At 65.4% G+C, this 15,593-nt stretch carries 13 protein-coding genes; 5 read left to right on the forward strand and 8 right to left on the reverse strand.

Going from position 1 to position 15,593, the window contains the following annotated elements; genetic code table 11:
* Nucleotides 1-96 precede the first annotated feature (96 nt).
* Genes purL through purS form a run of 3 tightly spaced genes read right to left on the reverse strand, consistent with a single transcriptional unit; the run spans nt 97 to nt 3,447 of the window.
* Nucleotides 97-2,424, reverse strand: coding sequence for a phosphoribosylformylglycinamidine synthase subunit PurL (gene purL / locus ACP4XC_RS03245; protein WP_427173461.1), 2,328 nt, complete (start codon nt 2,422-2,424; stop codon nt 97-99).
* Nucleotides 2,424-3,194, reverse strand: a complete 771-nt coding sequence (purQ, locus tag ACP4XC_RS03250; protein WP_427173462.1) for a phosphoribosylformylglycinamidine synthase subunit PurQ — start codon at nt 3,192-3,194, stop codon at nt 2,424-2,426. Before purQ ends, purL begins: the two co-directional genes overlap by 1 nt.
* A 1-nt stretch (nt 3,195) precedes the next feature.
* Nucleotides 3,196-3,447 (reverse strand): phosphoribosylformylglycinamidine synthase subunit PurS, encoded by a 252-nt coding sequence (purS, locus tag ACP4XC_RS03255; RefSeq protein ID WP_157239345.1) that lies wholly within the window; start codon nt 3,445-3,447, stop codon nt 3,196-3,198.
* 265 nt (nt 3,448-3,712) lie between these two features.
* Here purS and ACP4XC_RS03260 point away from each other — a divergent pair, with 265 nt between their 5' ends.
* Together ACP4XC_RS03260 and ACP4XC_RS03265 are read left to right on the forward strand one after the other, a co-directional pair.
* A complete protein-coding gene (locus ACP4XC_RS03260) occupies nt 3,713-3,898 on the forward strand; it encodes a hypothetical protein (RefSeq protein WP_427173463.1) in 186 nt (61 codons plus the stop codon).
* 323 nt (nt 3,899-4,221) lie between these two features.
* Nucleotides 4,222-7,377, forward strand: a complete 3,156-nt coding sequence (locus ACP4XC_RS03265) for a S8 family serine peptidase (RefSeq protein WP_427173464.1) — start codon at nt 4,222-4,224, stop codon at nt 7,375-7,377.
* Nucleotides 7,378-7,564: 187 nt separating this feature from the next.
* Here the strand turns inward: ACP4XC_RS03265 and ACP4XC_RS03270 are convergent, their stop codons facing one another.
* From ACP4XC_RS03270 to ACP4XC_RS03280, 3 genes are read right to left on the reverse strand one after another with little or no spacing between them, the layout of a single operon-like run.
* Nucleotides 7,565-7,963, reverse strand: coding sequence for a serine protease inhibitor (locus ACP4XC_RS03270; RefSeq protein WP_427173465.1), 399 nt, complete (start codon nt 7,961-7,963; stop codon nt 7,565-7,567).
* Nucleotides 7,964-7,988: 25 nt separating this feature from the next.
* Nucleotides 7,989-8,924, reverse strand: coding sequence for a 3-methyladenine DNA glycosylase (locus ACP4XC_RS03275; protein WP_427173466.1), 936 nt, complete (start codon nt 8,922-8,924; stop codon nt 7,989-7,991).
* A 4-nt stretch (nt 8,925-8,928) separates the two neighbouring features.
* On the reverse strand, nt 8,929-9,327 hold the full coding sequence (locus tag ACP4XC_RS03280) for a serine protease inhibitor (protein WP_427173467.1): 399 nt from the start codon (nt 9,325-9,327) through the stop codon (nt 8,929-8,931).
* A 452-nt stretch (nt 9,328-9,779) separates the two neighbouring features.
* On the opposite strand from ACP4XC_RS03280, the gene ACP4XC_RS03285 reads away from it, so the two are divergent.
* On the forward strand, nt 9,780-12,881 hold the full coding sequence (locus ACP4XC_RS03285) for a S8 family serine peptidase (protein WP_427173468.1): 3,102 nt from the start codon (nt 9,780-9,782) through the stop codon (nt 12,879-12,881).
* Here ACP4XC_RS03285 and ACP4XC_RS03290 read toward each other — a convergent pair.
* Nucleotides 12,878-13,375 (reverse strand): MarR family winged helix-turn-helix transcriptional regulator, encoded by a 498-nt coding sequence (locus ACP4XC_RS03290; RefSeq protein ID WP_427173469.1) that lies wholly within the window; start codon nt 13,373-13,375, stop codon nt 12,878-12,880. The genes ACP4XC_RS03285 and ACP4XC_RS03290 overlap by 4 nt on opposite strands.
* A 111-nt stretch (nt 13,376-13,486) precedes the next feature.
* On the opposite strand from ACP4XC_RS03290, the gene ACP4XC_RS03295 reads away from it, so the two are divergent.
* Both ACP4XC_RS03295 and ACP4XC_RS03300 read left to right on the forward strand, forming a co-directional pair.
* A complete protein-coding gene (locus ACP4XC_RS03295) occupies nt 13,487-13,681 on the forward strand; it encodes a hypothetical protein (protein WP_427174994.1) in 195 nt (64 codons plus the stop codon).
* A gap of 151 nt (nt 13,682-13,832) precedes the next feature.
* The gene (locus ACP4XC_RS03300; RefSeq protein WP_427173470.1) at nt 13,833-14,060 is read left to right on the forward strand and encodes a hypothetical protein; all 228 of its coding nucleotides are present in this window, start codon (nt 13,833-13,835) and stop codon (nt 14,058-14,060) included.
* Nucleotides 14,061-14,084: 24 nt separating this feature from the next.
* Here ACP4XC_RS03300 and ACP4XC_RS03305 read toward each other — a convergent pair whose 3' ends face one another.
* Nucleotides 14,085-15,443, reverse strand: coding sequence for an aspartate kinase (locus ACP4XC_RS03305; RefSeq protein WP_427173471.1), 1,359 nt, complete (start codon nt 15,441-15,443; stop codon nt 14,085-14,087).
* Nucleotides 15,444-15,593: the final 150 nt, after the last annotated feature.

The following is a 15,593-nucleotide window of genomic DNA, read 5'->3' on the forward strand; positions in this document are numbered from 1 at the left end:
ATCCCCTTCAAAATGGGGCTCAAGTGTCCGTTCGCGCTCAACCGGCAGGCGCGCAGGCGCTCAACCGATACGCGCTCAGGCGAAGACGCGGAGGGGCTAGCCGAAGTACTTCGGCAAGGTGGCCTCGTGGGCTTCGCGGAGGGCATCGAGGCTCAGGGTTTCGACGCCGTTGATCTCCAGCGTGCCGCCCTCGGCGTCCACCACACCGATCCGGATGTGGGCAAAGCCGCGGGCAGTGCACATGTCCTTGAAGCGGATCTCCTCCGAGCGCGGGACCGACACGATGGCCCGGCCCTGCGTCTCGGAGAATAGCGCGGTGAAGAGATCCACGCCGTCGCGGTCCAGGACGTCCTGCAGGGCGATCCGGGCGCCGACGCCGTAGCGCAGCGAGGACTCCACGAGGGCTGCCGCGAGGCCGCCTTCGGAGAGGTCGTGGGCGGCGTCCACCATGCCGTCGCGGGAGGCGTTGATCAGGATTTCACCCAGGGCGCGTTCCGCGGCGAGGTCAACTTTCGGCGGCAGTCCGCCAAGGTGGCCGCGCAGGTTGGACCATTCCGAACCATCCAGTTCCGCGGACGTTGTGCCCAGCAGATAGATGGCCTGCCCGTCCTCGCGCCAGCCGGAGGGCGTGCGCCGGGCGACGTCGTCGAGCTTGCCCAACACCGCCACCACAGGGGAGGGGTGGATAGGCGTGGAGCCCGTCTGGTTGTACAAGGAGACGTTGCCGCCGGTGACCGGGATGCCCAGCACCATGCAGGCGTCGGACAGACCGCGGATGGCCTCGGCCAGCTGCCACATCACGTCCGGATCCTCGGGGGAGCCGAAGTTCAGGCAGTCACTGACCGCCATGGGCACGGCGCCGGCCGTGGCCACATTGCGGTACGCCTCGGCCAGGGCCAGCTGTGCGCCATGGTACGGATCGAGGTAGGTGTAGCGGCCGTTGGCGTCGGTGGCCAGAGCCACGCCCAGACCCGTTTCCTCGTCCACGCGGACCACTCCGGCATCGTCCGGGAACGCCATGGCGGTGTTGCCGCCCACGTAACGGTCGTACTGGTTGGTGATCCAGGACTTGCTGCACATGTTCGGGGAGGCCACGAGCTCGGTGACTGCAGCGGCCAGTTCAGTGGGCGTGGACGGACGGCCGGCATCCTGGACGGAACCGGTGAACACGTCGGCCTGCACCGAGTCCTGCCATTCGGGGCGGGCGTACGGGCGGTCATAGACCGGGCCGTCGTGGGCCACGGTGCGCGGGTCGACGTCGACAATGACTTCGCCTTCCCACGTGATGATGAGGCGGCCGGTGTCGGTGACCTCGCCCAGCCAGGAGTATTCCACGGCCCACTTGTCCATGACCGCTTCAAACGCGGCGATGTTCTGCGGGGTGACCACGGCCATCATGCGTTCCTGCGACTCGGACATCAGGATTTCCCCGGGGGTGAGCGTGGGGTCGCGGAGCAGGACGGAGGTCAGCTCCACTTCCATGCCGCCGTCGCCGTTGGAGGCGAGCTCGGACGTTGCGCAGGAGATGCCTGCGGCGCCGAGGTCCTGGATGCCCTCAACGAGCGAGCCCTTGAACAGCTCCAGGCAGCACTCGATGAGGACCTTCTCGGCGAAGGGGTCGCCCACCTGGACAGCGGGGCGCTTGGACGGCTTGGTGTCATCGAAGGACTCCGAGGCCAGCACGGAGGCCCCGCCGATGCCGTCGCCGCCGGTGCGGGCGCCGAACAGCACCACCTTGTTGCCCTTGCCCGAGGCGTTGGCGAGCCGGATGTCCTCGTGGCGCATGACTCCCACGGCCAAAGCGTTGACCAGCGGGTTCCCCTGGTAGACCGAGTCGAAGACCATTTCGCCGCCGATGTTCGGCAGGCCCAGGCAGTTGCCGTAGCCGCCGATCCCGGCAACTGCGCCGTGCATGACGCGGGCCGTGTCCGGGTGGTCGATCGCGCCGAACCGCAGCGGATCCATCACGGCCACCGGGCGGGCACCCATCGAGATGATGTCACGGACAATGCCGCCAATGCCGGTGGCAGCCCCTTGGTAGGGCTCCACGAACGACGGCGAATTGTGGGACTCGATCTTGAACGTCACGGCCCAGCCGTCGCCCAAGTTGGTGACGCCGGCGTTTTCGCCGATGCCCACCAGCATGTCCTTCTTCATCTCGTCCGTCACCTTTTCGCCGAACTGGCGCAGGTGGTTCTTCGAGGACTTGTAGGAACAGTGCTCGCTCCACATCACGGAGTACATGGCGAGCTCGGCGCCGGTTGGGCGTCGGCCCAGAACCTTCACGATCTCGTCGAACTCGTTCTGCTTCAGGCCGAGTTCCGCCCAGGGGAGTTCGGTGTCCGGCGTCTTGGCCGCGTTCTCGACGGTGTCGATGTTGAACTTCTTGGCTTCGGTGATGGAGCCTGCCGAGGTCTCAGTCATTACTTGCCTCCCACAATCTTGTTCAAAACGGAGGTGAAGAACCCGAGGCCGTCAGTGTCGGAACCACCGATGCCGTCCAGGGACTCCGGGCCGAATCCCACTTCCACCGCATGCTCCGGGTGCGGCATGAGGCCCACCACGTTGCCGGCGGCGTTGGAGATGCCGGCGATGTCCCGGCGCGAGCCATTGGGGTTGAAGCCGACGTAACGGAACACCACGCGGCCCTCGGCCTCGAGCGCGTCCAGGGTTTTCTCGTCGGCGATGTACTGGCCGTCCTGGTTTTTCAGCGGCACCGTGATTTCCTGGCCTGCCTGGTAGTCCAGGGTCCAGGCGGTGGTGTTGTTCTCCACCCGGAGGACCTGGTCGCGGCACATGAACTTCAGGTGGTCATTCTTGATCATCGAGCCCGGCAGAAGGTGCGACTCGGTGAGGATCTGGAAGCCGTTGCAGATGCCCAGGACCGGGAGTTTGGCGTCCGAATTGGCGGCGTCGATAATCTTGGACATCAGCGGCGCGAAGCGCGCGATCGCACCGGCGCGCAGGTAATCTCCGTAGGAAAACCCGCCCGGGATCACCACGGCGTCCACGTCACCGAGCGTGGTGTCCGCGTGCCAGAGCGCCACGGGGGTGGCCCCGGCCAGACGGACCGCGCGGGCGGCGTCGCGGTCGTCCAAGGTGCCGGGGAAGGTGACGACGCCGATGCGGGCGCCAGCCAAACGGGGGCTGGCCGCGACGGCGACAGCCTCGCCAATCAGGGGAAGTTCAGTCATCTCAGGCCTCGACGACCTCGACGTTGACGACGTCCTCGATCACCGGGTTGGACAGGAGGGTCTCCGCAGCATTACGGGCCTGCGCCAGGATTTCCTCGGTCACCTCGCCGTCAACGGTCAGTTCAAATCGCTTGCCCTGGCGGACAGCGCTGAAGCTGGTGAAGCCCAGCCGGGGGAGAGCACCCACGATGGCCTTCCCCTGCGGGTCCAGAATCTCGGGCTTGGGCATGACGTCGACAACGATCCGGGGCATCCGGCAACTCCTGTGCGTGAGCATTGGGTAAGGGCGCAGCGGAGTGGTGCCGTCTCACGCTGATCTGCTGTTGCATTCGGGGGTCCTGCGGACTCCAAACATAAGACAGCGGGAAAGAGCGCTCCGCGAGCTTGCTTGCCCATTCTACCGGGCGCAGTGCGTCAACCCGTATTCGCGGGATTGACTGTGAATCAGAGCACTGCCCGGGGGCATGGGGACGACGCCGGCTCTGGCCCTGCGCGGTCAGTCTCAGTAGGATTGCGGCATGGCTGAGAACTCTAAATCCGTGTTGCTTCCGTTCATGGCCGCGGCGGTGTTCGCCGGCCTGGGAAGGATGGTCTTCCAGAAGATCAAAGCGGACAGGGCGGCCAGGGAAACGAACGTGGCAGGACCACTGGACGAGAAGACCCGGGCCTGGATCAGTGAGGTTGTTAGGACACCCCGGCAGTAGGGACTTTTCCGTTGTGACCGGCCCGGCACGCGGGCATCGACCGGTCCGACTCCAGCAGCTTGCGGGCAGGTACCGAACCCATTCACGAGCAGAGGATGGCTTCCACTAAGGGAGCCATCCTCTTTTTTGCGTGGCTGCAATGCAATCCTTTGACGAATCTAAATCGAATTTTGAAACCTATGTCATAACCAGCTATCAGTCGGTACTGTTTGAATCGGCTGGTCTCGCCGGAGTGACGGGAACTGTTATTCCGGATGCCAATCCCAGCTGGCGGCACCGGCCATCCCGCCGGATAAGTACCTGATGAAAGGTCTCAGTCACTCGTGAAATCAAAAGGAATATGCCTTGGCCGGGGCTGGGGGCTCCGGAAGAAGGCGGCCCTAGCTGTTGTTCTACCGTTGTTTCTAACCTCCGCGGCAGCAGGGCCCGCGACCGCGGCGGCCTTGGCGCCGCCAAGGGCCGTGCAGGTGAAGAACGTGAACCCCGCGGATTACAAGGACGGCCGCTACATTGTGGTTCTGGCAGAAGCAGCCGCGGCCGCCTATGAAGGCGGCACGGCGGGATTTTCGGGCACCAAACCTCAGCAGGGACGCAAGCTCGACGCCGGCAGCGCGGACTTCACCGCATATGACGCCCACCTCCGCCAGGTGCAGCGCGACGTCGCTTCCAAACAGGGAGCCACCCCTGCCAAGCAGTTCACCGCGGCACTCAACGGGTTCTCGGCCCGGTTGACCGCCCGGCAGGCCGCGGAGCTGGCCAAGGACTCCCGAGTGTTGACGGTGTCGCCGGATGTTGAGAACGCACCGGATTACACCGCCACGGATTTCCTGAAGCTCACGGGTAAGGACGGCGCCTGGGCCACGCAGTTCGGAGGCCAGGACAACGCCGGCAAGGGCGTGGTCGTGGGCGTGATCGACTCCGGCTACGCCCCGGACAACCCCTTCCTTCAGGGCGCGGCCGTCAAGCCGCTCAATGACCAGGGCGGTGGTAAGGCCCTGGGCCAAGCCGAGATGGGCGTTCCCTACCGTGCCAAGGACGGCAACATCGCCATGCTCAAGGCCGACGGCACCACCTTCGAGGGGGAATGCCAGAAGGGCGTCGACTCCGGAGCGGCGTTTGACGGGACCCTCTGCAACTCCAAGGTCATCAGCGCCCGTTACTTCGCCGATTCCTTCCTTCAATACGTGACGCCGGAAAACCGCGCGCCCCAGGAACTTATCTCTCCTGTGGACGTGGGCAGCCATGGCACCCATACCGCCACCACCGCCGCTGGTAACGCAAATGTGGAACAGGTCATCGACGGCGCGAGCTTCGGCAAAAGTTCCGGTGTGGCACCGGCCGCCAAGGTGGCCGTCTACAAGATTTGCTGGGAAGACAACAACCCCAACACCGGCGGCTGCTACTCCTCGGCGGCCGTCGAAGCGGTGGACGCCGCACTCAAGGACGGTGTGGATGTCCTGAACTATTCCATCTCCGGCAACACTGACAGCACCACGGACCCTGTTGCCCTCGCCTTCCTTAACGCGGCGGCCGCCGGTGTCTTCGTTTCAGCCTCCGCCGGGAACTCCGGGCCCGCCGCTTCGACGGTCAACCACGCCTCGCCGTGGCTGACCACCGTGGCGGCGTCCACCTTCCCCAGCGACCTGCTGGGAACGGTGAAGGTCTCCGATGGAAGCTTGTTCCGCGGCGCCTCGATCATGAAGACCGAGGTCAAAGACGCCTCCGTGGTTATTGCCGCTGACGCCGCGGCGGCCGGGGCGTCAGCGCCGAACCTCTGCGGCCCGGGCACGCTCGACGCCGGTAAAGTCACCGGCAAGGTGGTGGTTTGTGATCGCGGCGTGGTGGATCGAACGGCAAAGAGCCTGGAGGTCCAGAACAAGGGCGGCGTGGGCATGATCCTCGTCAACCTGACATCAAGTTCCGAAGATGCCGATAATCACGTGGTGCCAACTGTCCACGTCAACGCCCCCAAGAGCCTGGAGCTGAAGTCCAAGCTTGCCGCAAACCCCGGGCTCACCGTCAGCCTCCTCAAGGGCGACCTCACAGGTGAACCGCAGTCTCCGGCTCCGCAGATTGCGGGCTTCTCTTCCCGCGGCCCCAGCCTCGCCTCGGGCGGCGACCTCCTAAAGCCGGACATCTCGGCACCGGGCGTCAACGTCCTGGCGGGGGTGTCCACCATCGGCAACCACGGCGCGCAGTTCGGCTTCATGTCCGGCACGTCCATGGCCGCCCCGCACATTGCGGGCTTCGGCGCACTGGTCCTCGGCAAGCAGCCCCAGTGGACACCGGCCATGGTCAAGTCCGCCATGATGACCACGGCGTACCCCTTGGTCAATGCTGACGGAACACCCAACAGGGATCCCTTCCAAGGCGGTGCGGGCCAGATCGACGCCACCCGGGTGTTGGATCCGGGCCTGGTCTACAACTCAGGCATCAAGGACTGGAAGGCTTTCCTCAACGGTCAGGGCCTGGACACGGGTTCGCCCAAGGCCGGAACCATCGCCGCCCGGGATCTCAACCTTCCTTCGGTGGCACTGGGCAGCCTTGTTGGCGAGATCTCGGTGAAGCGGCAACTCACGGCCCTGGTGCCGGGGGCGTATAACTCAGAGGTCAGCCTGCCAGGCTTCGACGTCCGGGTGGAACCCCAGGTGCTGAACTTCTCCAAGTCCGGCGAGACCCGGGACGTCACCATCACCGTCAAGAACGTCAATGCGCCGATGGGCAAGTTCACCACGGGTGCGCTGACGTGGAAGGGTCCGCGGTCCGTGAGCTCCCCCATCGCGGTGCGGCCGGTGGATGCCCAGGTTGCTCCGTCCTTCTCCTTCAGCTCCGCCACCGGAACGGGCAGCGGCACGATGAACCTGGTTTCGGGTTCCGATGCCCCCATTCCGGTCGGTGTTGAGGGGCTTGCACCCCTGTCCGAGACGGCCGTGACCAAGACCCCGGGAGCCTACGCCCCCACGAATGACGAGCACAACGCACTGGTCAAGGTGGACGTGCCGGACGGCGCGAAGTTCGTCCGGCTTGGAGTCCAGGCTGCAACGAACGACGTCGATTGGGACATGGTGGTGTACGGTCCGAACGGCAGCGGCGGCCTCGTCGCCACCCAGGTGGCAACATCGTCCGCCAGCGAGTTCCTCGATCTCGAGTCGCCCCGGGCGGGGACGTACTACGTCATTGCCAACCTGTATGCCACCCCGGACAACGGGCCCGCCAGCGCGCGGATCCAGGCGGTCACATTCACGGGAGATGCCGGAAACCTCACGGTCAACCCGAACCCGATCGTTGCACCCAACGGGACGGCCACCACCGCCACGGCCAACTGGTCCGGACTCGCCGAGGGCTCCTACCTTGGGCGCCTCAGCCTGGGCGGGAACGGCATCAAGACCTGGGTCAATGTCACGGTGGGCGCTGCCGCGGCTCCGGCGCCTGCCGGGGCTCCGGCGCTCACGTCCGTGGATTCCGTCCCCGGGGTCTAGGCCGCGCCGGCCTGCGGCGAATAGTCGCCAGATGGGGCCCACAACTGAATAATCCCGCAGTTAGCCCTACGGAATGCTGACTGAGGAACGCCCCGGGCGGAGCGCCAACCCCGGGGCGTTCCCGTGCCCGCTGGGTTAACCGGCGTTGGTGTCAAAGGTTCAGGTCTTCGGGGTTCAGGGCCGGACTTCAGACTTGGCCTTGAGACCCCGGCGTGCCGCCAAAGAGCGGAGCCATGGCCCGCCAGCGGGCTATTTCGCAACCGTCGGTCAGGCTGAAGCGGCTATGGACAGGCCGCCCGCGGAGGGAGCCCGTGACCACTGCCACCTGGGGCCCGCCATATTGCTGGGTGCACAGCAGATCCCTCCGCCTCGGGGCGAAGAAAGTCTCTTCGCCAAAGCGTTCGACGGCGGCGAGCGCCGACCGGGGATCAGGCACCGTCGACCCCTCGAACCGGAGGGCCTGTGAGGTTTCGCCGCTGCGGGCTATCAGCCGGAACTCGTGCTCCGGTGCCCCGGGGGATTCCGTCAGCCTGATGGTCAGGTCGACCTCCGAAGCGTCATCCCCGCCGGAAACCTGCTCGTTCACTGCGTCTCTCACAGCATTTCGGCTCTCACGGCGTTGCGTCCAGCATGGGCGTCACAGCATCAAGCAGTCGTCCCCGAAGTGACTGCGCTTCGGCCGAGAACGCACGTTGGCGCTCCACATACTCCGCCTTGCCCGCCGCGCTTTCGATAGGGATCGCAGGGTATCCCCAGGCTTCCAAGTCGTAGGGGGAGGCTTGCATGTCCATGGCCCGCACGCGCCACGACAGCTCGAAGCAGTCCATCACCAGCTCGCTGGGGATCGCGGGCGCCAGCTTGTAGGCCCATTTGTACAGGTCCATGTTTGCGTGCAGGCAACCGGGCTGTTCCATGGAGCGCTGGTTTTCGCGGCTTGGGGCCAGCTCATTGAGCCCAACAGCATCGGGGGTGTAGAAGCGGAAGGCGTCAAAGTGGGAACACCTGATCCGGTTCTCCTCCACCACGCGGTCCGTGCCGGAGCCCCCGAGCCGCAGCTGCAGATACTCGTGCCGGAGCTCGAACTTGTCCTGGCGATACACCATCGCCCATTCGTGCAGTCCGAAGCAGCCGAATTGTGCCGGCCTCAGGGCAGTGCCGCGGAGGATGATGGCGGCGAACTGAAGGGCCTCCTTCCGCTCGGCCTGGAAGGCGCCCAGGTCCAAGGCGACCGCCGCCGAACCGGGCGCCAGACCGGCGGCGGTGAGCTCGCCGTCGTCGAGCATGCGGTAGTACTTCCAGTCAGCCCGAGCCGCTGCCTCGGGCCCGGTGAGCACAACGCCGTGGCCGGGATGCCAGCGCAGAAGCTGCCCCGGCTTCTGGGTGTAGTAGGTGAAGAGGAAGTCTTCCACGGGATGCTTCTGTCCGGCGGACCGCCGCGCCAGATACGGGTCGGCGTAGCGCCGCACCCGCTCATGGTGCCGGTTCTCGCGTGACAGCCACGTGTCCGGCGGCAGGATCTGCAGCTGCCCTGGTTTGATGGAGTGCATCGGCCTAGAACGCCCCGCCGGGCGAGCCGAGGACGTCCTTCGCTGCATTCCAGAGGCTGATTTCGCAGCCGTCACGCCGGGCGAAGGTGGCATCCACCGGTGAATCGTCCACCATCCCGGTGACTGTGGCCTGTTGTGGGCCGCCGTACTGCTGGGTGCACGCCTGATCCTTGCTGCGCGGCGCCGGGTGCAGCAGGGCGGGGTTGTTTTTAAGGGCTGTGCACGCTGCGGCCGCCGAAGGATGGCTGCTTTCTTTCGCGGGGACACCGTCCTTGCATACGAGCGTGTAGTTGATGGCCGCCTCATTCGCGGACGGCTTGATCATGATGGACAGTTCAGCGTTGCCGGATCCGGGCCCGGAAGCGGTGGGCGCGGGGGACTCGGGCGGAGAGGGTGCGGGCACTGTTGTTTCCGTGTCCGGAGAGGGCGTGCCAGATGGCTGGCCGCTGCTTGCCGGTGACGATGCCCCGGGCGACGACGCCGACGGGGATGGCGACGGGCCCCCGCCCGGTGAACAGGCGGAGAGGCCCACGACGGACACCAGAACGAGCGCATGAACCCACAGCCTACGCATGAGCGGTCCTCCTTATTTCCGTACATTCTATCGCCGGGGCACTGCCCTGGGCCCGGCGGCTTCGTCCCGGCTGCTCTGTCCCGGCGGAGCCGGTTCCACCCGCCGGGCACGGGGAACAAATAAACCTGACCCGAACCTCTCGATTACGTGGCCGCTCTCCGGTATGTTTCTCCCATCACTGGATGTGCGGCAAGTCACGCCCAAAGTGCGCCGAGGGGGAAGCGTCCGGGGTGTCCAGACCGCCAGCTTCAGCGGTCCGGCAAGCTAGGAGGCAGTTGGCCATGACTAACCCGCATGTTGGCTCGCACACCAGGCGCCTGACGTTGGCTGTGATCGCGGGTTTAGCCACGATTCTTGGCCAGGGTTTTGCCGTACCGGCATTCGCGTCCGGCCCCGTCGCTTCCCCTGCCGGGATAGCCCAGGCCCGGACGGTCCCGGCCAGCCTGGTCCCGGTCCAGAAAGACGCCTCCGGGCGGCCCGGCGCCGACGGCTTTGAGCGGGACGGAAACGGCGAGCCGCTGGACGCCGGGCGCTACATTGTGATGCTGAAGGACCGGCCGTTGGCTGCGTATACCGGCGGCGTCGCGGGCATTCCGGCCACCGCCGTGGCCAGCGGCGGGAAGCTCGACGCCGACAGTGCCAATTCGCGGCGCTACTCGGCGCACCTGCAGTCCCAGCAAACCAAGGTGGCAGCGGAGGAAGGCGTATCCATTGGGGAGAGCTACACCCTGGCCGTGAACGGCTTCAGCGCAAACCTGTCGGCAAGCCAGGCCAAGGCACTGGCCAAGGACGGCAGCGTGCTCTCGCTCGTCAAGGACTCCCTGTACAAAGTTGACTACTCCAGCACCGACTTCCTTGGGCTGCCTGGCAGCAAGGGTGTGTGGGCGGAGCAGTTTGGCGGCGAGGCGAACGCGGGCAAGGGAGTGGTGGTGGGGGTGTTGGATACCGGCTACACACCGGCTAATCCGTTCTTCGCCGGCGACAAAGTCAAACCGGTCTCCGGGACACCCAAGGTGGGGGAACCTTACCTCGCGCCGGGAAATAAAATCACCATGCTGAAAGCGGACGGCAGCACGTTCGCCGGAACCTGTCAGAACGGCGATCATTTCGCGGGCAACGAGTGCAACAGCAAGGTCATCAGCGCCCGTTACTATGACGAGGCGTTCAAGGCCGCCGTTCCGCCCGCGCAGCGCTCGCCGCAGGAATCCTACTCACCGCTCGACGTCGACAGTCACGGATCGCACACCGCCAGCACGGCGGCGGGCAACAGCAATGTCACCCAGATCGTGGGCGGACGCGACTTCGGTAAGGGCTCAGGTGTGGCCCCGGCGGCGAAACTTGCCGTGTATAAGATCTGCTGGGAGGGCATTAGCCCGGCAACCACCGGTTGCTTCGGTTCCAGCGCGGTCCAGGCTATCGAAGACGCCATCAAGGACGGCGTGGACGTTCTCAATTACTCCATCTCGGGTAACAACAACTCCACCGTGGACCCGGTGTCCATGGCTTTCCTGAATGCCGCGGCGGCGGGTGTTTTTGTGGCGGCATCCGCCGGAAACTCCGGCCCTCAGGCAAGCACGGTCAACCATGCCGGGCCCTGGGTGACCAGCGTTGCCGCGTCAACCCACAACAACAGCCTGCGCGGGACCGTTGAGCTGTCCAACGGGGACAAATTCGCGGGCGCGAGCATCATGAGCTCGGAGGTGAAGGACAAGCCCATTGCCCTCGCCGTGGACGTGAAGGCCGCAACGGCCACCGATGCAAACGCCGCGTTGTGCGCTCCGGGAACCCTTGATCCGGCCAAGACCGCGGGAAAGATCGTGGTCTGCGACCGCGGCATTGTGGACCGGACCGCCAAGAGCGCCACAGTGGCTCAGGCGGGCGGCGTGGGCATGGTCCTGGTCAACCTCACCCCCAGTTCACTGGATGTGGACCTGCATAGCGTCCCGACGGTTCACCTTGAGGACCCGGCCATCAAGGACGTGGTGAAAGCCGATCCTGCCCTGACGGCGAGTTTGGTCTCCACGGATACCACCGGAGGGGAACTGCCGCCCGTGCCGCAGATCGCCGGGTTCTCCTCCCGCGGACCCACCCTGGCAGCCAACAGCGACCTGCTGAAACCGGATATCACGGCGCCCGGCGTCGCCGTTCTGGCAGCTGTTTCGCCGATCGGAGGCCATGGCCAGAACTTCGGATTCCTCTCCGGAACGTCCATGGCGTCGCCCCATATCGCAGGGTTCGGTGCGCTGCTCCTGGGCAGGAACCCCAAGTGGTCTCCGGCCGCCGTCAAGTCGGCCATGATGACCACCGCGTACGATCTGGTGGACGCCAACGGCGCTGCCACTCATGACGTCTTCGCCCAGGGCGCCGGTCAGATTGATCCCTCACGGATCGCGACCCCGGGCCTGGTGTACGACGCAGGGCCCGCCGACTGGCTCGGGTTCCTGCAGGGCCTGGGATACCAGCTCGGTGTTGCCCCCGTGGCGGCGAAGGACGTCAACCTGCCGTCCTTCGCCCTCGGCAGCCTCACGGGAACGCAAACGGTGAAGCGGACGGTGACCGCGGTGCAGGACGGAAGATACCGGGCTGAGGTTGACGTCCCGGGGATCAGCGCCGAAGTGACTCCGGACGTCCTGACTCTGGCCAAGGGCGAGACGGCCACGTTCACGGTGAAGTTCACCAATTCGGGTGCGGCCTTGGACGCTTTCGCCACGGGATCGCTGACATGGACCTCCGACGCCGGCGCGGTGCGTTCGCCGGTGGCCGTCCGCCCCGTTACCGCCGTCGCGCCAGCCTCCGTGGACGCCACGTCGAAAGGCGGCGCTGGAAGCGTCACCATTCCCGTGACCTCGGGCAGCCCGGAGCCCATCGAGGTGACCGTGCAGGGGCTCGCCAAATCCAACTCCAAGCAGATCAGCCTGGTTCCCGGGCCCTCCACGGGCGTCAAGGACGCGTCGAACGATGTCCAAACAGTGGCGGTTCCGGCGGGCGCCTCGCTGGCCAAATTCGCCGTCAACTCCTCGAACGCGGCCGCAGACTTCGACTTGTTCGTGTTCTCGCCCGCAGGCATTCTTTATGCGTCAGCCACGCCCTCGGCAAGCGAATCGGTGTCAGTGCCCGACCCCGTGGCAGGAAACTGGACGGTGGTCACCAACCTCTTTGCCAGCCCGGGTAATGCGCCCACCGCTGCCTCGGTGGAGTCGGTGATCCTGGCCGGAGACGCGGGGAACCTCAGCGTCAGTCCCAATCCGCTGGAGCTCGAGAATGGCGCCAGCGGTGATCTCACGGCAACGTGGACAGGCCTCGCGGCCGGCAACTGGGTTGGCCGCCTCCAGTTCGGAACCGGCCCGTCAACGCAGTTGAACCTTACAGTGACGGCGCCTTAGTCCCCACGATCTGCGGCGGCAGCCGTGGCCGCGATCAGCTCCATCATTGACCCGTGAAGTTGGGCCACCTGCTCCCGGCTCAGACCCAGGCGTTCCATCATCGTCCCGGGAACCGCCGTGGCCCTTCGGCGCAAAGCGACTCCACTGGGTGTGAGCTCAACCGCCAGTGCGCGCTCGTTGCCGGCCGCGCGGCCACGGGTGATGTATCCCGCTGCTTCGAGGCGGCGCAGCAGAGGAGAGATGGTGGCCGGCTCCTGTGCCAGGGCGTCGCTGATCTCCCGAACAGTGCGCGGGCTGGATTCCCAGAGGCACAGCATCACGAGGTACTGCGGGTGGGTCAGTCCCAACTTGTCCAACACGGGTTTGTAAGCGCCCACAACGCTCCGGGACGCCACCGTCAGCGCGAAGCACAGCTGGTGCTCCAGCAGGAGATCCTCGTCGTATTCTTCGGGGGCTGCCGGTTGTTCGGTGGCCACGGGCCCGGGGCGATTCATGAAGGCCTTCCTCATTGATCGTTAGTGCACTAATCATTAGCGTACACTGTGTGAATCGGACGTTTCGAGAGGGAGCCTGTGGTGGAAAAGGAAAACGCGGCACAAAAGTTCATGCGCGCGACCGGAAGGCTCAGGGCTATTTTCGGCCCAGCCAACCGCAGCTCCCTGGGGCATGAGATGACCCAGGAGAACAAGAATCTGCTCGCCCAGCGCGAAGCGGAATCCCAGCAGTGGGAGACCATCCGCCGGGCGGACGGCAGCACCTACGTGGTGCCGAAGAACCCCGGGGACCAGTCCCTGCGCTAGCTCCCCGGCAGGCTCCAGGCCCCTTCCCGGGCAGGCGCTCTTCCTATCGAGGAGACGGGCGTGGAGGGGCCTTTTGGCCTTTCCTGGCGTAAAATATGGGCACAGGTAATCCTTGGCCAAGTTCTGCTTGACCCGCACCCAGGGAAAGGGGATGGGAATTGTGGCACGTTTAGTGACCCGGTTTATGAGCCTGACCGACAGGCTACGGTTCCTCTTCGGCCCCGCCACGCGTGGCGATGTGGCTGCGCCGGTCATCCATACACATGACGACTTCGAGGCCGCTTCCGAAGAGGACCTCTCCCAATTCGAAGTCGAATCTGACTCCGAAGGCCACCACTATGCGGTGCGGAAGGAAGACCTTCCAAAGGAGCGGGCCTAGCCGCTCCAACGGCAGGGAGCGGGCCTAGCGGCCCGTTCCGCCGTATACCGTCGCTTCGTCTTCGCTGTCCAGGTCAAACGCCTTATGGATTGCCCTGACGGCGTCGTCCAGCAGGTCCGCGTGGGTTACCACCGAGATGCGGATCTCCGACGTCGAGATCATGTTGATGTTGATCCCTGCGGCCGAGAGCGCGGCGAAGAACCTGGCGGAAACGCCCGGGTGCGAACGCATGCCTGCGCCTATCAGCGAGAGCTTGCCGATTTTCTCGTTGTATTCGATGTTCTCGAAGCCGATTTCCGGCTGCGCCGCGCGGAGGGCTTCGAGGGCGTCGGCGCCTTCGACGATGGGCAGGGTGAAGGAGATGTCCGTCTTGCCTGTCCCGTGGGTTGAGACGTTCTGGACGATCATGTCGATATTTGAGTGGGCATCGGCGATTACCTGGAAGATGGCGGCGGCCTTGCCTGGGATATCCGGAACTCCCACCACGGTGACCTTGGCTTCGGAACGGTCGTGTGCAACGCCGGAGATGATTGGCTGCTCCAAGGCAACTCCCTCTTGAGTCTTGATCTTGTCGTGGGCGCCGGGCATGACCCAGGTGCCTTCGTTTTGGCTGAATGAGGAACGCACGTGCAAAGGCACGCCAAATCGCCGGGCGTACTCCACGCAGCGAAGGTGGAGGATCTTGGCGCCGGAGGCGGCGAGCTCCAGCATCTCCTCGCTGGAGATGCGGTCGATCTTGCGGGCTGACGGCACAACCCTCGGGTCGGCGGTGTAGATGCCGTCCACGTCGGTGTAGATCTCGCACACATCGGCGTCCAAGGCCGCCGCCAGGGCCACGGCAGTGGTGTCCGAGCCGCCGCGGCCGAGGGTGGTGATCTCGTGGGTTGTGTGGCTCATACCCTGGAATCCGGCAACGATGGCGATGTGGCCCTTGTCCAGGGCGGTGCGGATCCGGTGGGGATCGACGTCGATGATGCGGGCTTTGCCGTGGATGCCGTCGGTGATCATGCCGGCCTGGGAGCCGGTGAAGGACTGCGCCGAGGCGCCCAGCTTGTTGATGGCCATGGCCACCAGCGCCATGGAGATGCGTTCGCCGGCGGAGAGGAGCATGTCCATTTCGCGGGCGGGGGCCGAATCTGTCACCTGGGACGCCAGATCGAGGAGCTCATCGGTGGTGTCTCCCATGGCGGAGACCACCACCACCACCTCGTTGCCTTCCCTCTGAGCGTCCACCACGCGTTTGGCAACGCGCTTGATGCCCTCAGCGTCCGCCACCGAGGATCCGCCGAACTTCTGCACGATGAGCTGTTTGGTCCGGACGGCAGCATCGGGCAGCTCACGCGCCTGCGTTTCGGTTTTCACTTCGGTAGTGGGCATACTCATGCGCGCACCCTCACTGGATCAAATCGGGTTTCCTGGGCCAAGCAACCAAATAGGCGCGACGGCGTAACTGATGAGCCCAGTTTATCGCCGGCGGCGGTCCGGCGTTGAATTGTGACCGCATGCCAGACAGCCACCTGGCCTCCGGCGCGG

It is taken from the genome of Arthrobacter sp. 92 (genome assembly GCF_050260325.1).
Lineage (GTDB): Bacteria > Actinomycetota > Actinomycetes > Actinomycetales > Micrococcaceae > Arthrobacter.

What these genes read in the sequence shown, in the direction of transcription:
- purL (WP_427173461.1), bottom strand. Translation starts at nt 2,424, where the DNA reads ATGACTGAGACCTCGGCAGGCTCCATCACCGAAGCCAAGAAGTTCAAC.
- purQ (WP_427173462.1), bottom strand. Translation starts at nt 3,194, where the DNA reads ATGACTGAACTTCCCCTGATTGGCGAGGCTGTCGCCGTCGCGGCCAGC.
- purS (WP_157239345.1), bottom strand. Translation starts at nt 3,447, where the DNA reads ATGCCCCGGATCGTTGTCGACGTCATGCCCAAGCCCGAGATTCTGGAC.
- ACP4XC_RS03260 (WP_427173463.1), top strand. Translation starts at nt 3,713, where the DNA reads ATGGCTGAGAACTCTAAATCCGTGTTGCTTCCGTTCATGGCCGCGGCG.
- ACP4XC_RS03275 (WP_427173466.1), bottom strand. Translation starts at nt 8,924, where the DNA reads ATGCACTCCATCAAACCAGGGCAGCTGCAGATCCTGCCGCCGGACACG.
- ACP4XC_RS03285 (WP_427173468.1), top strand. Translation starts at nt 9,780, where the DNA reads ATGACTAACCCGCATGTTGGCTCGCACACCAGGCGCCTGACGTTGGCT.
- ACP4XC_RS03290 (WP_427173469.1), bottom strand. Translation starts at nt 13,375, where the DNA reads ATGAATCGCCCCGGGCCCGTGGCCACCGAACAACCGGCAGCCCCCGAA.
- ACP4XC_RS03295 (WP_427174994.1), top strand. Translation starts at nt 13,487, where the DNA reads ATGCGCGCGACCGGAAGGCTCAGGGCTATTTTCGGCCCAGCCAACCGC.
- ACP4XC_RS03300 (WP_427173470.1), top strand. Translation starts at nt 13,833, where the DNA reads ATGGGAATTGTGGCACGTTTAGTGACCCGGTTTATGAGCCTGACCGAC.
- ACP4XC_RS03305 (WP_427173471.1), bottom strand. Translation starts at nt 15,443, where the DNA reads ATGAGTATGCCCACTACCGAAGTGAAAACCGAAACGCAGGCGCGTGAG.